Origin of the sequence: Cyanobium sp. Aljojuca 7A6 (assembly GCF_024346455.1) — a bacterium.
In the GTDB taxonomy this organism is placed as follows: domain Bacteria; phylum Cyanobacteriota; class Cyanobacteriia; order PCC-6307; family Cyanobiaceae; genus Cyanobium.
In genome coordinates, this window is record NZ_JAGQCY010000004.1 from 21,430 (window position 1) to 39,987 (window position 18,558).

An 18,558-nucleotide genomic window follows, 5' to 3' on the forward strand; every position below is an offset into this window, starting at 1 on the left:
CGGGGAGCACCGATCTGGCAGCATCGAGCCACCCTTCTTCCGTCCTGGCCACAACCCGACCGGCGCACCATGCTTTTCCAGGACATCATCGCCAGCCTCAACCGGTTCTGGGCCGACCAGGGCTGCCTGATCCTGCAGCCCTACGACACCGAAAAAGGCGCCGGCACCATGAGCCCCCACACCGTACTGCGGGCCATCGGCCCGGAGCCCTGGGCGGTGGCCTATCCCGAGCCCTGCCGGCGCCCCACCGACGGCCGCTACGGCGACAACCCCAACCGGGCCCAGCACTATTTCCAGTACCAGGTGCTGATCAAGCCCTCTCCGGATGCCATCCAGGAGACCTATCTGGCCTCCCTTGAGGCCCTGGGCATCCGCGCCAGAGACCACGACATCCGCTTCGTGGAGGACAACTGGGAATCCCCCACCCTGGGGGCCTGGGGTGTGGGCTGGGAGGTCTGGCTCGATGGCATGGAGGTGACCCAGTTCACCTATTTCCAGCAGTGCGGCGGCCTCGATTGCCGGCCGGTGTCGATCGAGATCACCTACGGCCTGGAGCGGCTGGCGATGTACCTCCAGGACGTGGAGAGCATCTGGGACCTGCGCTGGAACGGGGAACGCAGCTACGGCGACATCTGGCTGCCCTTCGAGAAAGGGCAGTGCACCTACAACTTCGAGGCCGCCAACCCCGAACGGCTGCTGCAGCTGTTCGCCCTGCATGAAGCCGAGGCCGCCGATCTGGTGGCGGCCGGGCTGCCGGCCCCGGCCCTCGACCACGTGCTCAAGTGCAGCCACACCTTCAACCTGCTGGAGGCCCGCGGCGTGATCTCGGTCACCGAGCGCACCGCCACCATCGGTCGCATCCGCCATCTGGCGCGGCAGGTGGCGGAGGCCTGGCTGGAGGAACGCCGGGCCCTGGGCTTCCCCCTGCTGACCCCACCACCGGCGTGAAGCGCACCCTGCTGGTGGCGGTGCTGGTGGTCGGCGCCTTCCAGGCCGGCCGCCTCACCGAGCGGGCCATCTGGCCCTGCCGCTTGCGGCCCCTGGCCGCCCTGGTGGCCCCCCTGCTGGGTCAGGAGCTGCCCAGCCCCCAGCTCTGCGAGCTGATGCTCAAGCTGCCGAGTTTCTGAGGCGGCCGGGTCCCCGGCTCAGGGCGCGGTGGCCACCGCCTTGACCTTGGGAGCGCCGCCGAAGAAGAACTTCACGCCCACTTCGATGCCGTTCAGGTAGGAGGCGAAGCCGTTGGACTGGGCATCGCCGTTGTTCCATTGCAGGCCCATGTACCGCCAGGACAGGTTCAGATCGGTGTTGTCGCCAATGGCATAGCCCAGGCCCACCTGGGCATTGCCACTGAGGTCCTGCTGGCCTGCCAGGCCGAAGCCCCCCACGTCGGCGCGGGCGAAGGCCCGCAGGCGCGGCGAGAGGAACACGGTGGCCTGGGTGCCCACCAGGGGTTGCACCCAGGTGCGCTGAAGGTTGCGGGTGGGCTCCAGCAGGGTGCGTCCGAAGGGGCCATCGAGGGTGGCGGCCAGATTCAGGCGGCCATCGATCAGCCGTATCCCGGCATAGGGGATCACCGAATAGGTCCCGGGCTTGCCCAGGGCCGATTCCCGCGCGCCGAAGCGATAGCGGAGGGCCAGGTCGTAGATCCCCAGCTGCTGGCCCACGTCGGCCGTGGTCGTGAACAGGTTGCGCTGACCCACCAGCCGGCTGGCCTGGTCCCCCAGGTTGATGGTCCAGAGATCGCCCTGCAGGCCCAGCCGTCCCTTCTCGACGCTGCCGCGGGCGGAGGCGGCGAAGCGCAGCACGCTGAGGATCTCCCCCAGGTCCTGGTCCACCTCGGCCTCCTGGCCACGGATGGTGACCGAGCCGGTGGAGCGCAGCGGCGCAAAGCCATAGAGCTCGACCGTGCCGCTCCAGGGATTGACGGCTGGGGCCGTCTCCCCTGGTGCCGGCTCCGCCTGAGCCGTCTCCGGCGCGGCCGCCACCGCCGAAGACGCTGGCGGCAGGCGCAGCTCCTGGCCGATCCAGCTGGCCTCCGCCGAGCGGCCCCGGGCCGGGTCGGCCAGGGCGGCTGCCCCCAGGAGGGCAGGTGAGGCCAGGGCCAGGCCCGCCAGGACTCGGACCAGGCTGCTCGGACGGTTCTTCATGGGCGGGATCTTAAGCAGACTAGCCGGGACTGGCGGGGCCAGGGCGGGATGCCTCAGCGGTTGGCACCCGTCACCCTGAGGCTCGTGCCGGGAGGCTCGCCGAAGAGGGCGCGGTAGTCGCGGGCGAAATGGCCCGCGTTCAGGAATCCCCAGCGGGCGGCCAGTTCAGCGACCCGCTCCGTCTCCGGATCGGCGCTCAGCAGGGCCTGCCGCACCCCGTGCAGGCGACGGATCTTGAGGTAGGCCATCGGGCCCATGCCCAGGTGTTCCTGGAATCCCTGCAGCAGGCTGCGCCGACCGGCCGCGACCTGGCGGCACAGCCCATCGAGGCTGATCGGCTCGTGGGGATGCTCCGCCATCCAGGCCTGGGCGGCCTTCACCAGCTCAATCCGAGCCGGCGGCCGGGCCAGCCGCGCGCCGTGGCCGGTGCGGTGCACCAGGGCCTCCACCAGCAGGGGCACCAGGTCCCCTCCCAGCTGCCGGCGGATCGCCGGATCCTCCATCAGGGCTGGAGACCGCTCGGCCAGGCGGAAGATCCGGCGCAGGCAGGCCTTCACCGTTTCGAAGCGCCGCGGATCGATCGCCTGCCAGTTGACACCCTCCAGCGGCTCCTCCAGGCCCGGTCCGCCCAGCTCGCGGGCCCACTGCAGGAACCTCTCCCGATCCAGGCTCAGCAACGCCAGGCTGCAGCGTTCGGGGGTGGTGAGGTGGATCTCGCCGCCGGCGGCCAGGCCGAAGAACGCCGTGACCGGCAGCTCCAAGCCGTGGGAGCGCATCACGGGCTGGCCGGGGTTCTCCTCCAGGTCAAGGGCGATCAGCTGGCGGCCTGTGGGTTTGGGCCCACCCCCGTGGAGGGGCCGATCGAAACGCAGCCGCATGACCTGGAGCGCACCGAGGTCGAGGGCCAGCAGCTCGCTGCCCAGGCGGCCGCCGGCCAGCTGGGTGAGTTGCACCGGCAGCAGGGGGCTCAGCACCCCTTCCAGGCGCGCGACGTCGTGGATGGGGCGGCACGGGGAAGAAGCGGATCCGCACTTTTTGAGTGTTCGGATCGTTCCACTCAGTGCATCCTTTAGGGGCGTGTCCCCCGAAGGCGTGGCGTCCGTCACGTGACAACGGGGGACCTGATCCCTCTTCCTACCCCACTTCCTCACCCGCCGGGTGTTCCCCGCCATGCCAAACGGCCAGCCCAACATCCTCATCCTCTGGGGCGACGACATCGGCCAGAGCAACCTCAGCTGCTACAGCGACGGCCTGATGGGGTACCAGACCCCCAACATCGATCGCGTCGCCAAGGAGGGCGGGCGCTTCATCCACTATTACGCCGAGCAGAGCTGCACCGCCGGGCGGGCCGCCTTCATCTCCGGCCAGAGCGTGTTCCGCACCGGCCTGAGCAAGGTGGGGCTGCCGGGTGCCGAGCTGGGCTACCGCGCCGAGGATCCCACCATCGCCGAGCTGCTCCAGCCGCTGGGCTACCGCACCGGCCAGTTCGGCAAGAACCATTTCGGCGACCGCGACGAGCATCTGCCGACGATGCACGGTTTTGATGAGTTCTTCGGCAACCTCTACCACCTCAACGCCGAGGAGGAGCCGGAGCTTCGGGATTATCCCAAGGCGGATGATCCGGAGTTCCCCAACTTCCGCAAGCGCTTCGCCCCCCGCGGCGTGCTGCACTGCTGGGCCAACGGCGACGGCACCCAGCGGATCGAGAACACGGGCCCGCTCACCAAGAAGCGGATGGAAACCGCCGACGACGAATTCATCGTCGAGGCCAAACGCTTCATCCGCGATGCCGTGGCCTCGGGCGAGCCCTTCTTCGTGTGGTTCAACACCACCCACATGCACTTCCGCACCCATGCGCGGCCCCAGGATGTGGGCCAGTCGGGCCGTTGGCAGTCGGAATACCACGACGTGATGATCTATCACGACAACTGCATCGGCCAGATGCTGGATCTGGTGGATGAGCTGGGCATCGCCGATGACACGATCGTGATGTACAGCACCGACAACGGCCCCCACATGAACAGCTGGCCCGATGCCGGCATGACCCCCTTCCGCAACGAGAAGAACTCCAACTGGGAGGGGGCCTACCGGGTGCCCGCCCTGGTGCGTTGGCCCGGCAAGATCGCGCCCGGCACCCTGTTCACCGACATCGTCAGCCACCTCGACTGGCTGCCCACGCTGCTGGCCGCCGCCGGCGAACCCGAGATCAAGCAGAAGCTCCTCGACGGCCATCAGGTGGGAAGCAAGACCTTCCACATCCACCTCGATGGCTACAACATGCTCGACTACTGGACGGGCAAGGCCGACAAGAGCCCGCGGGTGGAGTTCTTCTACTTCTCCGACGACGGCGATCTCACCGGCCTGCGCTACGACAACTGGAAGTTCGTGTTCATGGAGCAGCGCGCCACCGGCACGCTGATGGTGTGGGCCGAGCCCTTCACCGAGCTGCGGGTGCCGAAGATCTTCAACCTGCTCACCGATCCCTACGAGCGGGCCGACATCACCTCCAACACCTACTGGGACTGGATGCTCGACCACGCCTTCATGCTGGTCCCGGCCCAGTCCTTCGTGGCCGACTTCCTGGCGTCGTTCAAGGCGTATCCACCCCGCCAGAAGGCCGCCAGCTTCACCGTCGGCGATGTGCTCGAGAAGATGATCTCCGCCGGAGGTGCGAGCTGAGCTTCCGATGAGCGCTGCTCCCAGCATCAGCTGGGAGCAGCTTTGTATTGGCTGGCTTGCAACTTCACCCATCAACGAAGGGGTTCAAGATGAGTCAAACGAGCAAGCCCAACATCCTGATCATCTGGGGTGACGATGTCGGCATGTGGAACATCAGCGCCTACCACCGCGGCATGATGGGTGGCAGCACGCCGAACATCGACCGCATCGGCAAGGAAGGCCTGATCTTCATGGATCACTACGGCGAGGCCTCCTGCACGGCGGGACGCGCGGCCTTCATCACGGGGCAGTATCCGATCCGGGTGGGTCTGGCCACCGTCGGCCTGCCTGGTGCGGAACAAGGCCTGAACAAGGCTGATCCAACGCTGGCCAGCCTGCTCAAGCCGCTTGGATACGCCACGGGGCAGTTTGGCAAGAATCATCTGGGCGATCGCGATGAGCACCTGCCCACCGCCCACGGCTTCGATGAGTTCTTCGGCATCCTGTATCACCTCAATGCCGGGGAATACACGGAGCAGTACGACTTTCCGAAAGCCCCCGAAGTCGCCAAGCAGTTCGAGCAGCGCGGCGTCATTCACTCCTGGGCAAATCCGGATGGATCGCAGAAGATCGAAGACAAAGGCCCGTTTGGTCGGGAGCGACAACGCACGCTGGATGCTGAAATTCTCGTCGAATCCAAGCGCTTCATCAACGACGCGGTCGAGGCAGACACACCGTTCTTCGTCTGGCACAACACCACGCGGATGCACTACCGCACCAACTTGTCGCCCAAGTACGAAGGCAAGAGTGGCTATGGCCTCTATGCCGACGGCATGATGGAACTCGACGACACAGTCGGCGAACTCCTTCAGCAGCTCGACGACCTGGGCGTCGCGGACAACACGATCGTGATGTTCTCCACCGACAACGGTCCAGCCATGAACAGTTGGCCCGATGGCGGCAACACCCCGTTCGGCGGTGAGAAAGGTGTCGGTGGCAAGGAAGGTGGCTTCCGCGTGCCGATGCTCGTGAAGTGGCCCGGCACGATCCCCGCGGGCCAGACGACCGGTGAGTTCATGACCATGCAGGACTGGATTCCCACCCTCATGGCCGCTGTCGGCGAGCCGAACGTGAAGGAGAAACTCCTCACCCGTTACCAGGCCGGCGACCAGACCTACGCCCACATCCACCTGGACGGGTACGACCAGACCGAGCTCATCACCGGCAAGGGCAAGTCCAAGCGCAAGGAGTTCTACTACTTCACAGAAACCAAGCTCCACGGCATCCGCTACGGCGACTGGAAGTTCCTGTTCGTCAAGCAAGACAAATGGTTCAACGGCGTCCAGCAGAACATGCTGACGCCGCTGGTCACCAACCTGAAGCTTGATCCGTTCGAGCGCATGCACGAGGCACGCGGGTTCGACGAATGGCAGGAGAACCACGCCTGGACTTATGCGCCCGCCTTCGCTCAGGTTGGCGTGCTGATGCAGTCGCTCAAGGACTATCCACCGCGCATGGCGAGCCTCGACTTCGACATCGACGAAGCCATGAAGTCACTCACGCCCAAAGGGGATTGAGATCCAGCAACCGCCGCTGATCTTGGGCGTTAGCTTGCTCAACAAAACAGAGTCCTTAAGCACAAAGGAGTAATCGAGATGGAAAGAATGAAACCAGGCCTCCCGGATGCAGACATCAAGGTGACGCTGGAAACCTACATCCGCGCAGAAACTGATCGGCAGTTCGGCGAGATCGTAAAAATGGCGGGGGGTATCAATCGCTTCTACCACTTCCGCAGCCCCACACCGCTCGACAAGCAAAACGTCGTGCGGATGAACCGCGACACCCTTTACTCCATGGGCGTTGTCGATGCATCCAAGGGCGCTACGATCACCGTCCCGCAACTGCCAAAAGATCGTTATGCTTCGGTGTATCTTGTGGACAACGACCACTACTGTCCAGCGGTGATCTACACATCCGGCACACACGAATTGCCGAAGGACACAAAATACCTGGCCCTCGGAATCCGCATCCAGGTATTCAATCCGAAGGACTCGGGCGAAATTGCCCTGGTCAACCAGTTGCAGGATCAGTTCGTCATTAAGGCCAACAGCGTCGATCCACTGCCTGATTTCAAGTGGAACCCTGAGTCGCTCAAGACCTTGACGGTGAAATACGAAGAGGAATTCAAGACATTCACGAAGTACCCCTCCGACTGGCAGGGGCCGCGCGGCAAGGTCAACGAGCAAACCCGTCACCTGGCGGCGGCAGGCGCTTGGGGCCTCTTTCCTGAATGGGATGCCACCTACCTGAACTACAGCGGGGGCCATGATCCAAAGGTTGGCCAAAAGGCCACCTATCAGGTGCCTGAAAACAAGGCTTTCTGGTCCATCACCATCTATGGCAACGACGGCTTCATGAAGAGCGAGAACTGCATCGTCAATTCCTCGAATGTGAAGCTGAATGCCGACGGCACGTTCACCGTCTATTTCGGATCGCAGGAACTTTGTGGCGACGTTCCGAACCGGCTGGATATGACCGAGGGTTGGAATTTCCTGATGCGGGTCTACCGGCCCGGCGAGTCGGTGCTGGACGGCAGCTACAAACTGCCCAATGCCGAGCCCATCGGAAGTGGGGGCGACAAACCCCTTCAGTTCGCTTCACCGGCGGACTTTGGAGTTACCGATTACGCTTACAAAGTCTCGGAGACCGATTTTAATATCAAGCGGAGCCTTGCCAAGGCCGGTATCAACCAGTGGGCCTATCAGAACGATGTCAGCAACGTCAAGACACAGCAAGTCATTCGGGAGAATCAGGATGTCATTTATTCCAGCGCCGTCGTCGATGTTCGGGACGGTGCAACTCTCTCCATACCGGTAAGCAAAACCTATCACATCATCGAGGTCATCGATCAGCAGAACTACATTGTCGATGTCGTCTATCCCGGCAAGAGCCTCACGATTACGCCCGACAGCCTGACGTACGGCAACTACGTCTACCTCAACATGCGGATCCGAGGACTTCCAGATTCTGAAGGTGGAATCGAAGCCACGCGTAAACTTCAGCGGATGGCAACCATTGAGGCAAAGTCAGCCGTGGCTTATACGACTCCCGACATCGTGATCGATCAGACCATAATGGAGGCGATCCGGATGGCGCTGATCAAGGACGTTCAGGCGGGCAAACTACCCGACACCAGTAGATCGATAGGTGGACCGTATCAGACTGACCTGCAGGCCCATCTCTATGCCACCGCCTACGGATGGGGAGGCCTCTCTGTCGAACATGCAGCGTACGTTCCGATCACGAACTGCACGGAGATCAGGGAAGGCAAGGCGTTGCCATCAAGCATCACCTTCATGCCTCCCGAAATCGATTATGGCCGAGGTGGTTTCTGGTCGATCACCACCTACAACAGTGAAGGTTGGCTGGCCATGGACAAAGCCGCCATTTCGAATTCTGAGGCAACTCCTAACCCAGATGGAGCTTATACGATTCGATTCAATTCTCCGGGATTGCCGAACAACGTCGAAACACCTTCGCCATTCACTGCGTTGCTTCGCGTCTATGTTCCCAAGTCGAAGGAGAGCGCCATGCAATATCTGAAGAATGAGAGCAAGAACTTGGTTATCAAATAGTGATGCTCTCACGAATGGTTGGGTTTTCAGCGGGTCCGACGCGCTCAAACGTACGTTCTGGATGGAAGCCACCATCTGCCCTGACATGTTGCTGTTTCGAGAGCCGGCGAGGAGGCGGGATCATGTTGATCCAGACCCCATCCTGTCGACTGGTAACGATTCATAGTCGGAGCCTAAATATACTTGCGTCGAAATGATAAAGTCTCATTTCGAGGTCAAAGACTCAAGCGGGATCGCCCGATGATGTTGTTTTTGATGTTGGGGCCAGAATCCATGGCATGCCCCCTTCTATGTACGGGTCACCAGCTATGAGGGCCGCCTTGAAGTATGGCGCCTCCCGTGAGCATGGCCGCCCCCCGGCGCGGGACATGGTGTGGATCCCTGGAGGCACTTTTCTGATGGGCTCCAACCTCCACTACCCGGAGGAGGCGCCCGCCCACACGGTGAGCGTGGACGGCTTCTGGATGGATCGCTACCTGGTCACCAATGCCCAGTTCCGCAAATTCGTGAAGGCCACCGGCCACGTCACCCTGGCGGAGCAGCCCGCTGATCCGGCCCAGTATCCCGACGCACTGACGGAGTTGCTGGTGCCGTCCTCGATCGTGTTCGTGCCACCGCCCGGACCGATCTCCAAGGGCGATCCCTACCGCTGGTGGCAGTACATCGCCGGCGCCAACTGGCGGCATCCCGAAGGGCCGGGCAGCTCCATCAAGCAGCGCGACCACCATCCCGTGGTGCATGTGGCCCATGCCGATGCTGCAGCCTATGCCGCCTGGAGCGGCAAACAGCTGCCCGGCGAAGCGGAATGGGAGCGGGCCGCCTGGGGTGGCAGTGAAGGGGCTGAGTTCGCCTGGGGGGAGGAACTGCACCCAGGCGGGCGCCCGGTGGCCAACACCTTCCAGGGAGATTTTCCCCACCACAACAGCCTGCTGGATGGCTATGCGGGCACCTCGCCGGTGGGTGTCTTCCCGGCGAACGACTATGGCTTGTTTGACACCATTGGCAATGTGTGGGAGTGGACCGACAGCTGGTACGCCAGCCATGCCAGCAACGCCGGATCAACGGACGCCCGTGCAGCCAGCATCGATCCCACCAGCCAGCACGGAGCGATGCCGCGCAAGGTGGTGAAGGGCGGCTCCTATCTCTGTGCCCCCAGCTACTGCCGCCGCTACAGGCCAGCGGCACGCATGGCCCAGGGAATCGACACCTCCACCAGCCACATGGGCTTTCGCTGCATCGTGCGTCTCTGAAGCCGTGATTCCTTCCGATGGCATGGTGATCCAGAAGCTGCCCCATCCCCCGGCTGCTGACCCCACGGCGCCCCGTGCCCAGAGGAGCCGGATCGCTGGGGCCTTCGTCGGCATGGCCGCCGCCTATGCGATCACCCGCCAGCTGCCCTTTCTGCCGGCCACGCTGCTGAGTTCCCTGGTCCTGGCCGCCATCTCCACGTTCATCGGCAGGGTCCACTCCCCGCTGCGGTGGTGGGCCCTGCTCGGCACCGCCTGCGGCTCGGTGCTGGGCAGTGCTGTGGTGCTGGCGGCGAAACTTCAGCAGAGCGAACCGCAGTCAGATCTCTCCAGCAGGGCCGTACTGCTCGGTTGTCTCGCCCTTGCCGGTTGCATCGCCGGGCACAACCTCAGCCGCGATGCCGTTGGTGATTCCGCCCGCCACCCCAGGGACCTGCTGCGTTCGGCCAGTGCACTCACCACCGGCATCTTCGCGGTGCTGGTCACCTTCAGCTTTCTGCATTCCGGACTGGATACGGCGCGCACCTTCTCCAGTCGGCTCAGCACCTCCCTGACCATCCTGGTGGCGACGCTCTCCGTACCTGGATGGCTGACCCATCTGCTGACCCGCTCCAAATCTCAAGCCGTTTCCTCCCCCCGACCCTGACGCCATGGCCCAGGCAACCCTGCTGCTCGTCAGCCTCACCCTGTTCACGATCATGTTCGGCCTGGGTGTTGGCCTGAAGGGAGAGGCCATCCTCCAGCTGCGCCGCAGGCCTGCCCTGGTGATCCGGCTGCTGATCGGCTCCTGTGTGCTGGTCCCGCTGGTGGCCCTTGTGCTCATGAAGCTGACTCCGGACCTGGCCCTCTCCAGGTCCGCCCGTTTCGGCATAGCCCTGATGGCCATCTCACCGAGTGCTCCCCTCACCCTGCGCAAGGCCGGCAAAAAGGGGGGCGACCGCGAGCTGGCGGCGGTGCTTCAGGCCTGCGCGGCGGTGGCCGCGATCGTTTCGATCCCCCTGATCGCGGATCTGTTCCGCTCCTCCTTCGGGATTTCAGGGTGGGACATCGGCCCGAAGGAGGTGGCCCTGCAGGTGGGCCAGGTCCAGGTGCTGCCGCTACTGGCGGGCCTGGGGCTCAGGCGTTGGCGGCCGCTCTGGGCGAATCGGCTGTCGGGTCCGCTCGAGACGCTGGGGAATGGCCTGCTACTGGTGCTGATCGTGCTGGTGCTGGTCAAGTCGCTGCCGCTGCTGCTGCCCTTTGCGGCCGCCAACGTGGTGGCCCTGGGTTTCATGGCTGTGATGGTGCTGGCGGCCCTGGCCATCGGCTATGGGATCGCTGGCCCTGACCACCGGGAGCGCACCACGCTCGCCCTCGTCACCTCGATGCGCAACCCAGGGCTGGCCCTGCTGTTCGCCACGACCTACGGCGCCGGCTTCCCTGGCCTGAAACTCGCCGTTCTCGCCTACTTGCTGATCACTGTGTTGCTGTCGACTCCCTTCCTGCGCTGGCAGCGCCAGAAGCAGCAGGTGCCCTTCGTGACCCCTTAGATGCCCTGGCTCGAATCCCCCGAGGCCCTGCTCCAGGGGCTTGCCGGTGTCGTTCGCTTCACCCTGGAATTTTTTTCAGTGCTCTGTGTGGCGGCGGGGGTGATCACCACCCTTCGACTGGCCTTGCCGTTCCTGCCTGTCCTGGGCCATCGCGGCCGACGTCCCCCCAGCACGATCCGGATCAACTTCGGCAGCTGGCTGTCGATGGCACTGGAATTCCAGCTTGGGGCCGACATCGTGGCCACCACCGCGGCTCCCTCGGAGAGCAACCTGATCCAACTGGCGGCGGAACGGCGGCTGGAGCAGGATCGTCCTCTGAGTCCGAAACCCTGAACAGCCCCTTGCTTTCGGCACCGATCGGCACCTCCATGAACCTCACCAACGAACTGGCCAAGGAGCGCAACAGGGCGGCCGCCGAGCACACCTCGCCGGTGGGAACCTACCCGCCGAACGGGTATGGACTGCGCGACATGATCGGCAACGTCTGGGAATGGACCGACGACTGGTACGTCACCCATGCCAGCGGCATCGACAACCCCGGTGGTTGTTGCCGGGAAGCCAGCATCGATCCCACCTCCAAGCACGGCAGCCTGCCCCGCAAGGTGGTCAAAGGCGGTTCGTTTCCCTGCGCTCCGAGCTACTGCCGCCGCTACCGGCCCGCCGCGCGCCTGGCCCAGGGGATCGACACCTCCACCTGTCACATGGGCTTTCGTTGCCTGGTGAGGAGCTGAACCATGCCAGACATCCCGCTGCTGGAGTGGCTCGATCGGTTCGCCTTTGGCCTGCGTGTCGTGCTGGAGGCCGTGTCGCTGGTGTGCGTGGCCCTGGGCTTCGCCGCCACGCTGCGCCTGAGCCTTCGTCAGACCCTGCGCCAGTCGCTGCTCCATGGCCACGGTCGCCAATCCCAGGGGCGGCGGTTCAACAGCCTCCGCCTCACCTTCGGCAGCTGGCTGTCGATGGCGCTGGAGTTTCAGCTGGCCGCCGATATCGTGGCCACCACCACCGCACCCTCGAATCAGAACCTGATTCAGCTGGGGGTCATCGCTGTGATTCGAACCTTCCTCAACATCTTCCTGGGCCGGGAAGTGGAACTGGAGCTGAAGTTTGAGGAAACCCAGAACCAGCAGAGCCAGCCGACTTCTCCCACCGACACCACCGCTTCTTTCTGATGGCGAATCTCAACAACGAACTGGCCAAGGAGCGCAACCGGGCGGCGGCCGAGCGCACCATGATGGCCTGGATCCGCACCTGCCTGTCGCTGATCAGTTTCGGCTTCGGACTCGACAAGATCATCGGTGCCATCAACAGCAGCCGCTTCGATCGCAGTGCCCATGCCGGCCTGAGTGTGCGGCTGATCTCCATGGGGTTTGTTCTGGTCGGGATTTTGGCGATGGCGGCGGCGACCCGTCAGCACCTGCGCACGCTCAAGCTGATCCGGCGCGACGACTTTCTTTACGCTGATCAGCGCTCGATTTCCATCTTCACGGCTGTTGCCCTCACTGTCATCGGCATCTTTGCCTTCGTGCTGCTGATCATGGGTTCCCCTTTCACCTGACTGCCATGCCCCAAGCCGCCGCCTTTCTGGTCACCGCCACCATCGTCACGCTGATGTTCAGCCTCGGCCTGGGGCTGAAGCAGTACCCGTTCCGGCTGCTCAAGGATCGCCCCGCCTTTCTCTGGCGCGTGCTGCTCGGCACCTGCCTGCTGGTGCCCCTGGCTGGGCTGGTGCTGGTGCTGCTGCCCCTGCACGGCCTGCTGAGCCGGCCCGCCTGGGTGGCCATGGGCCTGATGCTGGCGTGTCCCAGCGCCCCTTTGATCCTGTTCCGGGTGCGCAGCAGTGGCGGCACGGCCGAGCTTGCGGCGCGGCTGCAGATCGCCGCGGCGCTGCTGGCCATCGTCACGATTCCGCTGCTGGAGATCGTGTTCCGAACCGGCGCCGGCCTGCGCGGCTGGGAGATGGTGGATTGGGGAATCACCCCTGCCCAGGTGGCGGGCCAGGTGCTGAAGGTGCAGGTGCTGCCGGTGATCGCCGGTGTGCTGCTGGGGCAATGGCAGCCGCAGCTGGCCCAGCGCTGCAGCCAGGCCCTCGGCAAGCTGGCCACCTTGATGCTGCTGCTGATGATGGTGGCGCTGGTGCTGCTCAGCGGCAAGCTTCTGCTGCCCTTCCTGCAGCAGAACCTGGTGGCCCTGGCCGGTATGGCCCTCCTCTGCGTGCTCAGCCTGGCGATCGGCTACGGCCTCGCAGGGGCGGACCCATTGGAGCGCCGCACCGTGGCCCTGGTGACGGGCATGCGCAACACGGGCCTGGCGGCCCAGCTGGCTCTCACCTACGGCAAGGCGCTGCCCGGTCTGGTTCCCGGCATCCTGTCCTACGTGCTGATCACGGTGATCGTCACCACCCTGTTCCTGAAATGGCAGCAGCGGGAACTGGCGCCCACCGGCTGATCAGCCGTTTGGCTCGACGGTCTTGGGCACCGTGCTGCGGTTGCCGTTGCGGATGGCGTGGTAGCCCGGCGAGAGGATCTCCACATCGGCGGCGGCGAACTGATCCTGGAGCGCTGCCAGCACCTCTGAGAGGGTCTGGCGGTAGGTGTCCGGATGGCGCACGAAGGCGTTGAGTTCGTAGCTGATGTGGAAGTCGTTGAGGGAGGTCTGGAGCACGAACGGCGCCACCTCGTCGGTGATGCCCTCCACGCTCTGGGCGGCCGCCAGCATCAGCGTGTGCACCCGGCGCCAGGGCACGTCGTAGCCGATGGTGATGGTGGTGGCGATCGCCACGGGCTGCTGGATCTCGCGCCGCGAGAAGCTGTAGTTCACCACCGAGGCGCCGATCACACTGGCGTTGGGAATGCTCACCAGTTCGTTGCGGGGCGTCTGCAGGCGCGTCACCAGCAGGGCCCGGTCCTGCACCACCCCCACCACCCCGTTGACCTCCACCCGGTCGCCTTCGCGGAAGGCCCGGGTGTAGATGAGCATCAGGCCGCTGATGATGTTGGTGGTGACGGCACTGGAGCCGATGGCCGCCAGAGCGCCGAGGAACAGGCCGGCGCCCTGGAACACCTTGCTGCCGGAGCCGGGGATGTAGGGAAAGGCCGCCGCCAGCCCGAACAGACTGAACAGAATCGTCACCAGCCGGGAGGTGGGCAGGGCCCATTCCTGGTAGAAGCCTGGGAGGCGGATTCGCCCGTGGTGGATGGCCCTGAACCAGGCCTGGCTGGCCCGGATCACGAGCACCGTGATCACCAGAACCACCACCATCGAGGCCAGGTTCGGAATCGCCTGCACCCCCGAGCGCAGGACACCCAGCAGCGTGGTTCTGATCTGTCCCCGTAACCCTTCGGCGATGCCTGCGGTGGGAGGAAAGAATCCCAGCAACAGGGGAATCAACAGGTAGCTGACCACCAGCACCAGCGTCCAGTGCACCACTTGGCGCAGCCATTGCATCAGCTGGCGCACCTGATCCGCCTCGACGAACCCGGCCACGCCCAGGCGGCCCAGCCCCTGCATCACGAAGTGGGGGCGCTCGGCGAAATGGCGCCGAAGCCGCCGGTTGAGCCATCCCTGCAGCCGCAGCCAGAGGATGTAGACCGCCAGAACAAGCGCCGCCAGCGCCGTCCCCTTCAGCCAGGCGCTGGGGGTATGGGTACCCCGGTAGGTGCTGATCGCCCGCCGCAAGTCGTCCCGGTAGCGGAGCGCCAGCTGCTGCCGGCTCAGACCGAAGCAGGCACCGGCGGGATCGTCCACGCCCAACTCAGGCGTGAAGCGGCCATCGCTTTTCAGGATCCCGACCAGGGAGAAGGGTGGCTGCTCCTGCACCACGATCTGGTCCGGTTCGAAGCTGCGGTCCTCGGCCAGTTGCCGCAGGCGGAGGTTGCTGCGACGCACGTAGTCGTCGATTTTCTGGGCGCCGGGAGCACGGCGGATCTCCAGATCGCGGCGGCCATCAAGGCCGATGAAGCTGGGCGTGGGCGCACAGCCTGCCATGGCCTCCGCCATGGCCCAGGTGGGCCTGGGTGGCAGGCTCAGCCCAAGGCCGAACACCAGCACCAGCAGGGTGGCCAGCGCGCCGAGGCGCCACCGCGTGCGATTCCCACTGTGTCGCTCGACCACCGTTCCCCTGGATCAGCCGATCGGATTGTCCCGTGGTGACCCAGTGGCGTCGATGGCTGTGGTGGTCGTGGCTTTGGAGATCATCGCGGCCTCCGGGAACCCTGGAGCATGCTCCGTTCTCCCCTGCTGCCCCTGTTGCTGCTGCTCGCGGTGCTGGTGCAGGCCCAGTTGCGGCCGCTCCAGCCCGGCGCTGGGGATCCGCTGCGGCTGCTCGACGGTGGGGATGGCCCCCAGCTGGCGATCCTGACGGGACAGCTCTTGAGCGATCCGGTGGCCAGCGCGGCTTCCGAGGCTGCCCCCGCCGGCCAGGCCGGCCCCTGCCGGGTACTCCTGCAGACGGCTGGAGGCCGCAGCGAGCTGAGCTTCGGCACCTGTCCGGCGTTGCGCGAAGGCTGGGACGTGCGGGTGAGCGGACAGCTGCGGCGCCCCCGGCCGGCCCCCCATCCGCTGCTGGCCGGCCCGGCCGAGCGCCTGGCCCGCCACGGCAGCTGGACCCGCCTGACGGTGGAGCGGCTGGAGGTGCTGCGCCGGCCCGCCACCCCGATTGCCGACCTGCGCCGCAGCATCGCCGCCCGTTTTGTGGCCGCGGCGGGCCCGGAGCGGGGCGGCCTGCTGGCGGCCCTGGTGCTGGGCAGTGCCGTGGTGCCCCTGCCGGCGGAGCTGCGCGCCGACTTCCGTGTCGCCGGCCTCTCCCATGCCCTGGCGGCCTCTGGATTCCATCTCAGCGTCCTGCTGGGGGCGGTGCTGGCCTTGGGCCGGGGCCTCGGCCGCTCGGCGCGGCTGGCCCTGGGCGGTGGTGCCATGGCGCTGTTTCTGCTGCTGGCCGGAGCCCAGCCCTCGGTGGTGCGGGCGGTGCTGATGGGGGCCATTGCCCTGGTGCTGCTTGAGAGCGGCCGGCGGGGGCGCCCCCTGGGGATCCTTGGCCTGAGCCTGGCGGGCATGTTGCTGCTGCGGCCGGCCTGGCTCCACGACGTCGGCTTCCAACTCAGCGCCGCCGCCACCGCCGGCCTGGTGCTGACGGCCAGGCCCCTGGAACAGGCCCTGGCCCAGCGGCTGCCTGGCGCGGGCTGGCTGGCGCCCGCCCTGGCGGTGCCGCTGGCGGCCAGTCTCTGGACCCTGCCGCTGCAACTGCTCCACTTCGGCGTCGTGCCCCTCTACGCCGTGCCGGCCAACCTGTTGGCGGCCCCCCTGCTGACGCCACTCACCCTCGGGGCGATGGCCCTGGCGCTGGTGGCCGTGCTGGTGCCGCCCCTGCTGGCGCCGCTGCTGGTGCCCCTCGGCTGGCTGGCCGCCTTGCTGCTCCAGCTCGCCCACGTCGTCGCCGGCCTTCCCCTGGCCCAGTGGCAGAGCGGCCGGCCCCTGCCCCTGCTGGTGCTGCTGTTCACGCTGGCGTTGCTGGGCCTGGTGCTGCCGGGCCTGGGCCGGCGCCGGCGACTGCTGGCGGCAGGCCTGGGCCTCGGGGTGCTGGTGCTGCACCTGGTGCTGCTGGGTGGCGACCAGCTGCTGCTGGTGCACCAGGGGGAGGGTGGTCCCGGCCGCGATCTGTTACTGGCCCGCCACCGCGGCCGCGCCGCCCTGGTCAGCACCCGCGCCGATGGTTTCAGTTGCCGCCAGGCCGGCCAGCTGGCCCAGGGTCTGGGGGTGGCCCGCTTCGATTGGGCCCTGTTGCTCGATCCGGTGGCGGGCGCCGATCCGGCCTGCTGGAGCCGCCAGGCTGCTCGAGTGGTGGCCTACGGCGATGGCGCGGTCCCCCTGGCGGCAGGGCAGCGGTTGGCGAGCCGGGGGCTGGCGGTGCAGGCCCTGGCCATGGACAGCCACGCCCTGCGGCTGCAGCTGGGCCACCAGCGCTGGCTGCTGCTGCCCGATCGACAGTCGCTGGCCAGCTGGCGATCGGGCCAACCGGCCAACGCCTCAGGGTCGGCGGCGGAGTCCGTGTGGCTGGGGTTCCGCCCCCGGCCCTCCGACCATCGCGTCCTGTTGGCCCACGGGCCGCGGCAGGTGTGGCTCAGTGGACCGGGCCCAGGAGGGTCTCCCTTGCCGCCCGGTTGGCGGGCCAGTGGGGCGAGCGGGGCGCTGGCCGCTCCGTAAGATGCCACCTGGCCGAAGGGCTTGGAGAGGTGGCTGAGTGGTCGAAAGCGAACGACTCGAAATCGTTTGAAGGGAAACCTTCCGTGGGTTCGAATCCCACCCTCTCCGTTTTCTGAGATCTGAGGGCCTTCCCGGAGGTCCCTTGCCGTCTTCTGGGGCCGGATCTGGCTATTCGCCCGCCTGGAGCAGCAGCAGCGTCTTGCCGCAGGCGTCCTGAAGCAACAGGCTGCGCTTGTCGATGCTCCAGCGGCGAACCTGATCCAGGGTTTCGCTGAAGCGCCCTTCCAAGGCCATCCGCTCAGGGCTGCAGGCCATTCGGGTGCTGGCCAGTTGGGAGAACCGGATCGTTTCGCCCTCAAGGCTGAACGCGCCCATCAAGCGGTTGCAGCCGCCGCTCCCAGCCAGGCGCAGGGTCTCGGCAGCCAGCTGCAGCTCGATCGCCCGGCCGGGGGGCTGCTGGGGCTCGACGGTCTCCCCACCAAGGGCCAGCAGCCGCCAGTTGGTACCCCGCAACGGGGCCACCAGGGGCGGTGGGCACTCCTTGCCGGGCCTGAACGTCCCGAACGTCTCCACCACCAGCGTGCGGCGAGCCGGCTGCCCTGCCTCCATCGACGGCCTTTGGGTGATCAGCCCCTGCAGCTCCACCAGCAATGGCTGGCCCGGTTGGTTTGCCGGACGGGCCTGGAGATAGGCGCGCTGCAGGGCCAGAAAGTCGCCCTCCATGGCCACCGGCAGCTGCTCGCCGGTGGCGCACAGCCGGATGCTGGCCGCGTCGGCCAGGTAGGTGAACATCCCCGTCACCGCCGTGCCCGCCACCGCCGTGCCCGCCATCGCCGGGGACGCCAGCAGCACCAAGGTGCTCGCCAGGGCGACCCTCCAGCTCCAGAGACGAACCGGATGCGAGTGCAGCACGAACGGGTGGGGATTCGGGTGATGAGTAAAACGTACAGGCCGGCTGAGTGCCGCTTCAAGGGGCGATGGCTTGGAGTCTTGCCTGGAGCCTCGTGGCTGAGAACTCCCCTAAGTTGCAAGCCGAGGTTTCATAGGGGCAATTGAGTTTGATTCAATTGCAATAATAGTCAACCCAGGAGATTGCCTCAGTTTTACTCAGGCCTTTGTAATCAATGCCGTATTGGCGATTGTC

General features: G+C 65.8%; 17 protein-coding genes, 1 tRNA gene and 1 pseudogene. 15 read left to right on the top strand and 4 right to left on the bottom strand.

Annotated features, from left to right (window positions below; translation table 11 throughout):
• Positions 1-69 precede the first annotated feature (69 nt).
• Together glyQ and KBY95_RS04895 are read left to right on the top strand one after the other, a co-directional pair.
• Positions 70-948, top strand: a complete 879-nt coding sequence (gene glyQ / locus KBY95_RS04890; RefSeq protein ID WP_254963776.1) for a glycine--tRNA ligase subunit alpha — start codon at positions 70-72, stop codon at positions 946-948.
• Positions 945-1,127 (top strand): hypothetical protein, encoded by a 183-nt coding sequence (locus KBY95_RS04895; RefSeq protein ID WP_254963777.1) that lies wholly within the window; start codon positions 945-947, stop codon positions 1,125-1,127. The genes glyQ and KBY95_RS04895 overlap by 4 nt, the downstream gene beginning before the upstream one ends.
• An 18-nt stretch (positions 1,128-1,145) precedes the next feature.
• On the opposite strand, the gene KBY95_RS04900 is transcribed toward KBY95_RS04895, so the two are convergent.
• Together KBY95_RS04900 and KBY95_RS04905 are read right to left on the bottom strand one after the other, a co-directional pair.
• The gene (locus tag KBY95_RS04900) at positions 1,146-2,147 is read right to left on the bottom strand and encodes a hypothetical protein (RefSeq protein WP_254963778.1); all 1,002 of its coding nucleotides are present in this window, start codon (positions 2,145-2,147) and stop codon (positions 1,146-1,148) included.
• Positions 2,148-2,200: 53 nt separating this feature from the next.
• Positions 2,201-3,121 carry a helix-turn-helix domain-containing protein gene (locus KBY95_RS04905; RefSeq protein WP_254963779.1) on the bottom strand — a complete coding sequence of 307 codons (921 nt, stop codon included), beginning with the start codon at positions 3,119-3,121 and terminating at the stop codon, positions 2,201-2,203.
• Positions 3,122-3,317: 196 nt separating this feature from the next.
• Here KBY95_RS04905 and KBY95_RS04910 point away from each other — a divergent pair, with 196 nt between their 5' ends.
• The 11 genes and pseudogenes from KBY95_RS04910 to KBY95_RS04960 all read left to right on the top strand — a co-directional run bounded on the left by KBY95_RS04910 (position 3,318) and on the right by KBY95_RS04960 (position 13,661).
• A complete protein-coding gene (locus tag KBY95_RS04910) occupies positions 3,318-4,826 on the top strand; it encodes an arylsulfatase (RefSeq protein WP_254963780.1) in 1,509 nt (502 codons plus the stop codon).
• Between the two features lie 89 nt (positions 4,827-4,915).
• On the top strand, positions 4,916-6,382 hold the full coding sequence (locus tag KBY95_RS04915; protein WP_254963781.1) for an arylsulfatase: 1,467 nt from the start codon (positions 4,916-4,918) through the stop codon (positions 6,380-6,382).
• An 87-nt stretch (positions 6,383-6,469) separates the two neighbouring features.
• On the top strand, positions 6,470-8,440 hold the full coding sequence (locus tag KBY95_RS04920; RefSeq protein WP_254963782.1) for a DUF1254 domain-containing protein: 1,971 nt from the start codon (positions 6,470-6,472) through the stop codon (positions 8,438-8,440).
• A 320-nt stretch (positions 8,441-8,760) separates the two neighbouring features.
• Positions 8,761-9,690: a formylglycine-generating enzyme family protein gene (locus KBY95_RS04925; RefSeq protein WP_254963783.1), complete on the top strand. Its 930-nt coding sequence runs from the start codon at positions 8,761-8,763 to the stop codon at positions 9,688-9,690.
• Positions 9,691-9,694: 4 nt separating this feature from the next.
• Positions 9,695-10,333 (top strand): hypothetical protein, encoded by a 639-nt coding sequence (locus KBY95_RS04930; RefSeq protein WP_254963784.1) that lies wholly within the window; start codon positions 9,695-9,697, stop codon positions 10,331-10,333.
• A 4-nt stretch (positions 10,334-10,337) separates the two neighbouring features.
• A complete protein-coding gene (locus tag KBY95_RS04935) occupies positions 10,338-11,216 on the top strand; it encodes a bile acid:sodium symporter family protein (RefSeq protein ID WP_254963785.1) in 879 nt (292 codons plus the stop codon).
• On the top strand, positions 11,217-11,549 hold the full coding sequence (locus tag KBY95_RS04940; RefSeq protein WP_254963786.1) for a DUF1622 domain-containing protein: 333 nt from the start codon (positions 11,217-11,219) through the stop codon (positions 11,547-11,549). It begins immediately after the preceding gene.
• 89 nt (positions 11,550-11,638) lie between these two features.
• Positions 11,639-11,947 (top strand): annotated as a pseudogene (locus KBY95_RS04945) (formylglycine-generating enzyme family protein); the annotation flags it as partial.
• 3 nt (positions 11,948-11,950) lie between these two features.
• Positions 11,951-12,385 carry a DUF1622 domain-containing protein gene (locus KBY95_RS04950; RefSeq protein WP_254963790.1) on the top strand — a complete coding sequence of 145 codons (435 nt, stop codon included), beginning with the start codon at positions 11,951-11,953 and terminating at the stop codon, positions 12,383-12,385.
• On the top strand, positions 12,385-12,771 hold the full coding sequence (locus KBY95_RS04955) for a YidH family protein (RefSeq protein ID WP_254963792.1): 387 nt from the start codon (positions 12,385-12,387) through the stop codon (positions 12,769-12,771). Before KBY95_RS04950 ends, KBY95_RS04955 begins: the two co-directional genes overlap by 1 nt.
• Before the next feature lie 5 nt (positions 12,772-12,776).
• Positions 12,777-13,661: a bile acid:sodium symporter family protein gene (locus tag KBY95_RS04960; protein ID WP_254963794.1), complete on the top strand. Its 885-nt coding sequence runs from the start codon at positions 12,777-12,779 to the stop codon at positions 13,659-13,661.
• Here the strand turns inward: KBY95_RS04960 and KBY95_RS04965 are convergent, their stop codons facing one another.
• On the bottom strand, positions 13,662-15,326 hold the full coding sequence (locus KBY95_RS04965) for a mechanosensitive ion channel family protein (RefSeq protein WP_254963796.1): 1,665 nt from the start codon (positions 15,324-15,326) through the stop codon (positions 13,662-13,664).
• A 108-nt stretch (positions 15,327-15,434) separates the two neighbouring features.
• Between KBY95_RS04965 and KBY95_RS04970 the strand changes: the two genes are divergently transcribed.
• Both KBY95_RS04970 and KBY95_RS04975 read left to right on the top strand, forming a co-directional pair.
• Positions 15,435-17,414, top strand: a complete 1,980-nt coding sequence (locus KBY95_RS04970) for a ComEC/Rec2 family competence protein (RefSeq protein WP_254963798.1) — start codon at positions 15,435-15,437, stop codon at positions 17,412-17,414.
• A gap of 23 nt (positions 17,415-17,437) precedes the next feature.
• A tRNA-Ser gene (locus KBY95_RS04975) sits at positions 17,438-17,522 on the top strand.
• A gap of 60 nt (positions 17,523-17,582) precedes the next feature.
• On the opposite strand, the gene KBY95_RS04980 is transcribed toward KBY95_RS04975, so the two are convergent.
• A complete protein-coding gene (locus KBY95_RS04980; RefSeq protein ID WP_254963800.1) occupies positions 17,583-18,326 on the bottom strand; it encodes an META domain-containing protein in 744 nt (247 codons plus the stop codon).
• Positions 18,327-18,558: the final 232 nt, after the last annotated feature.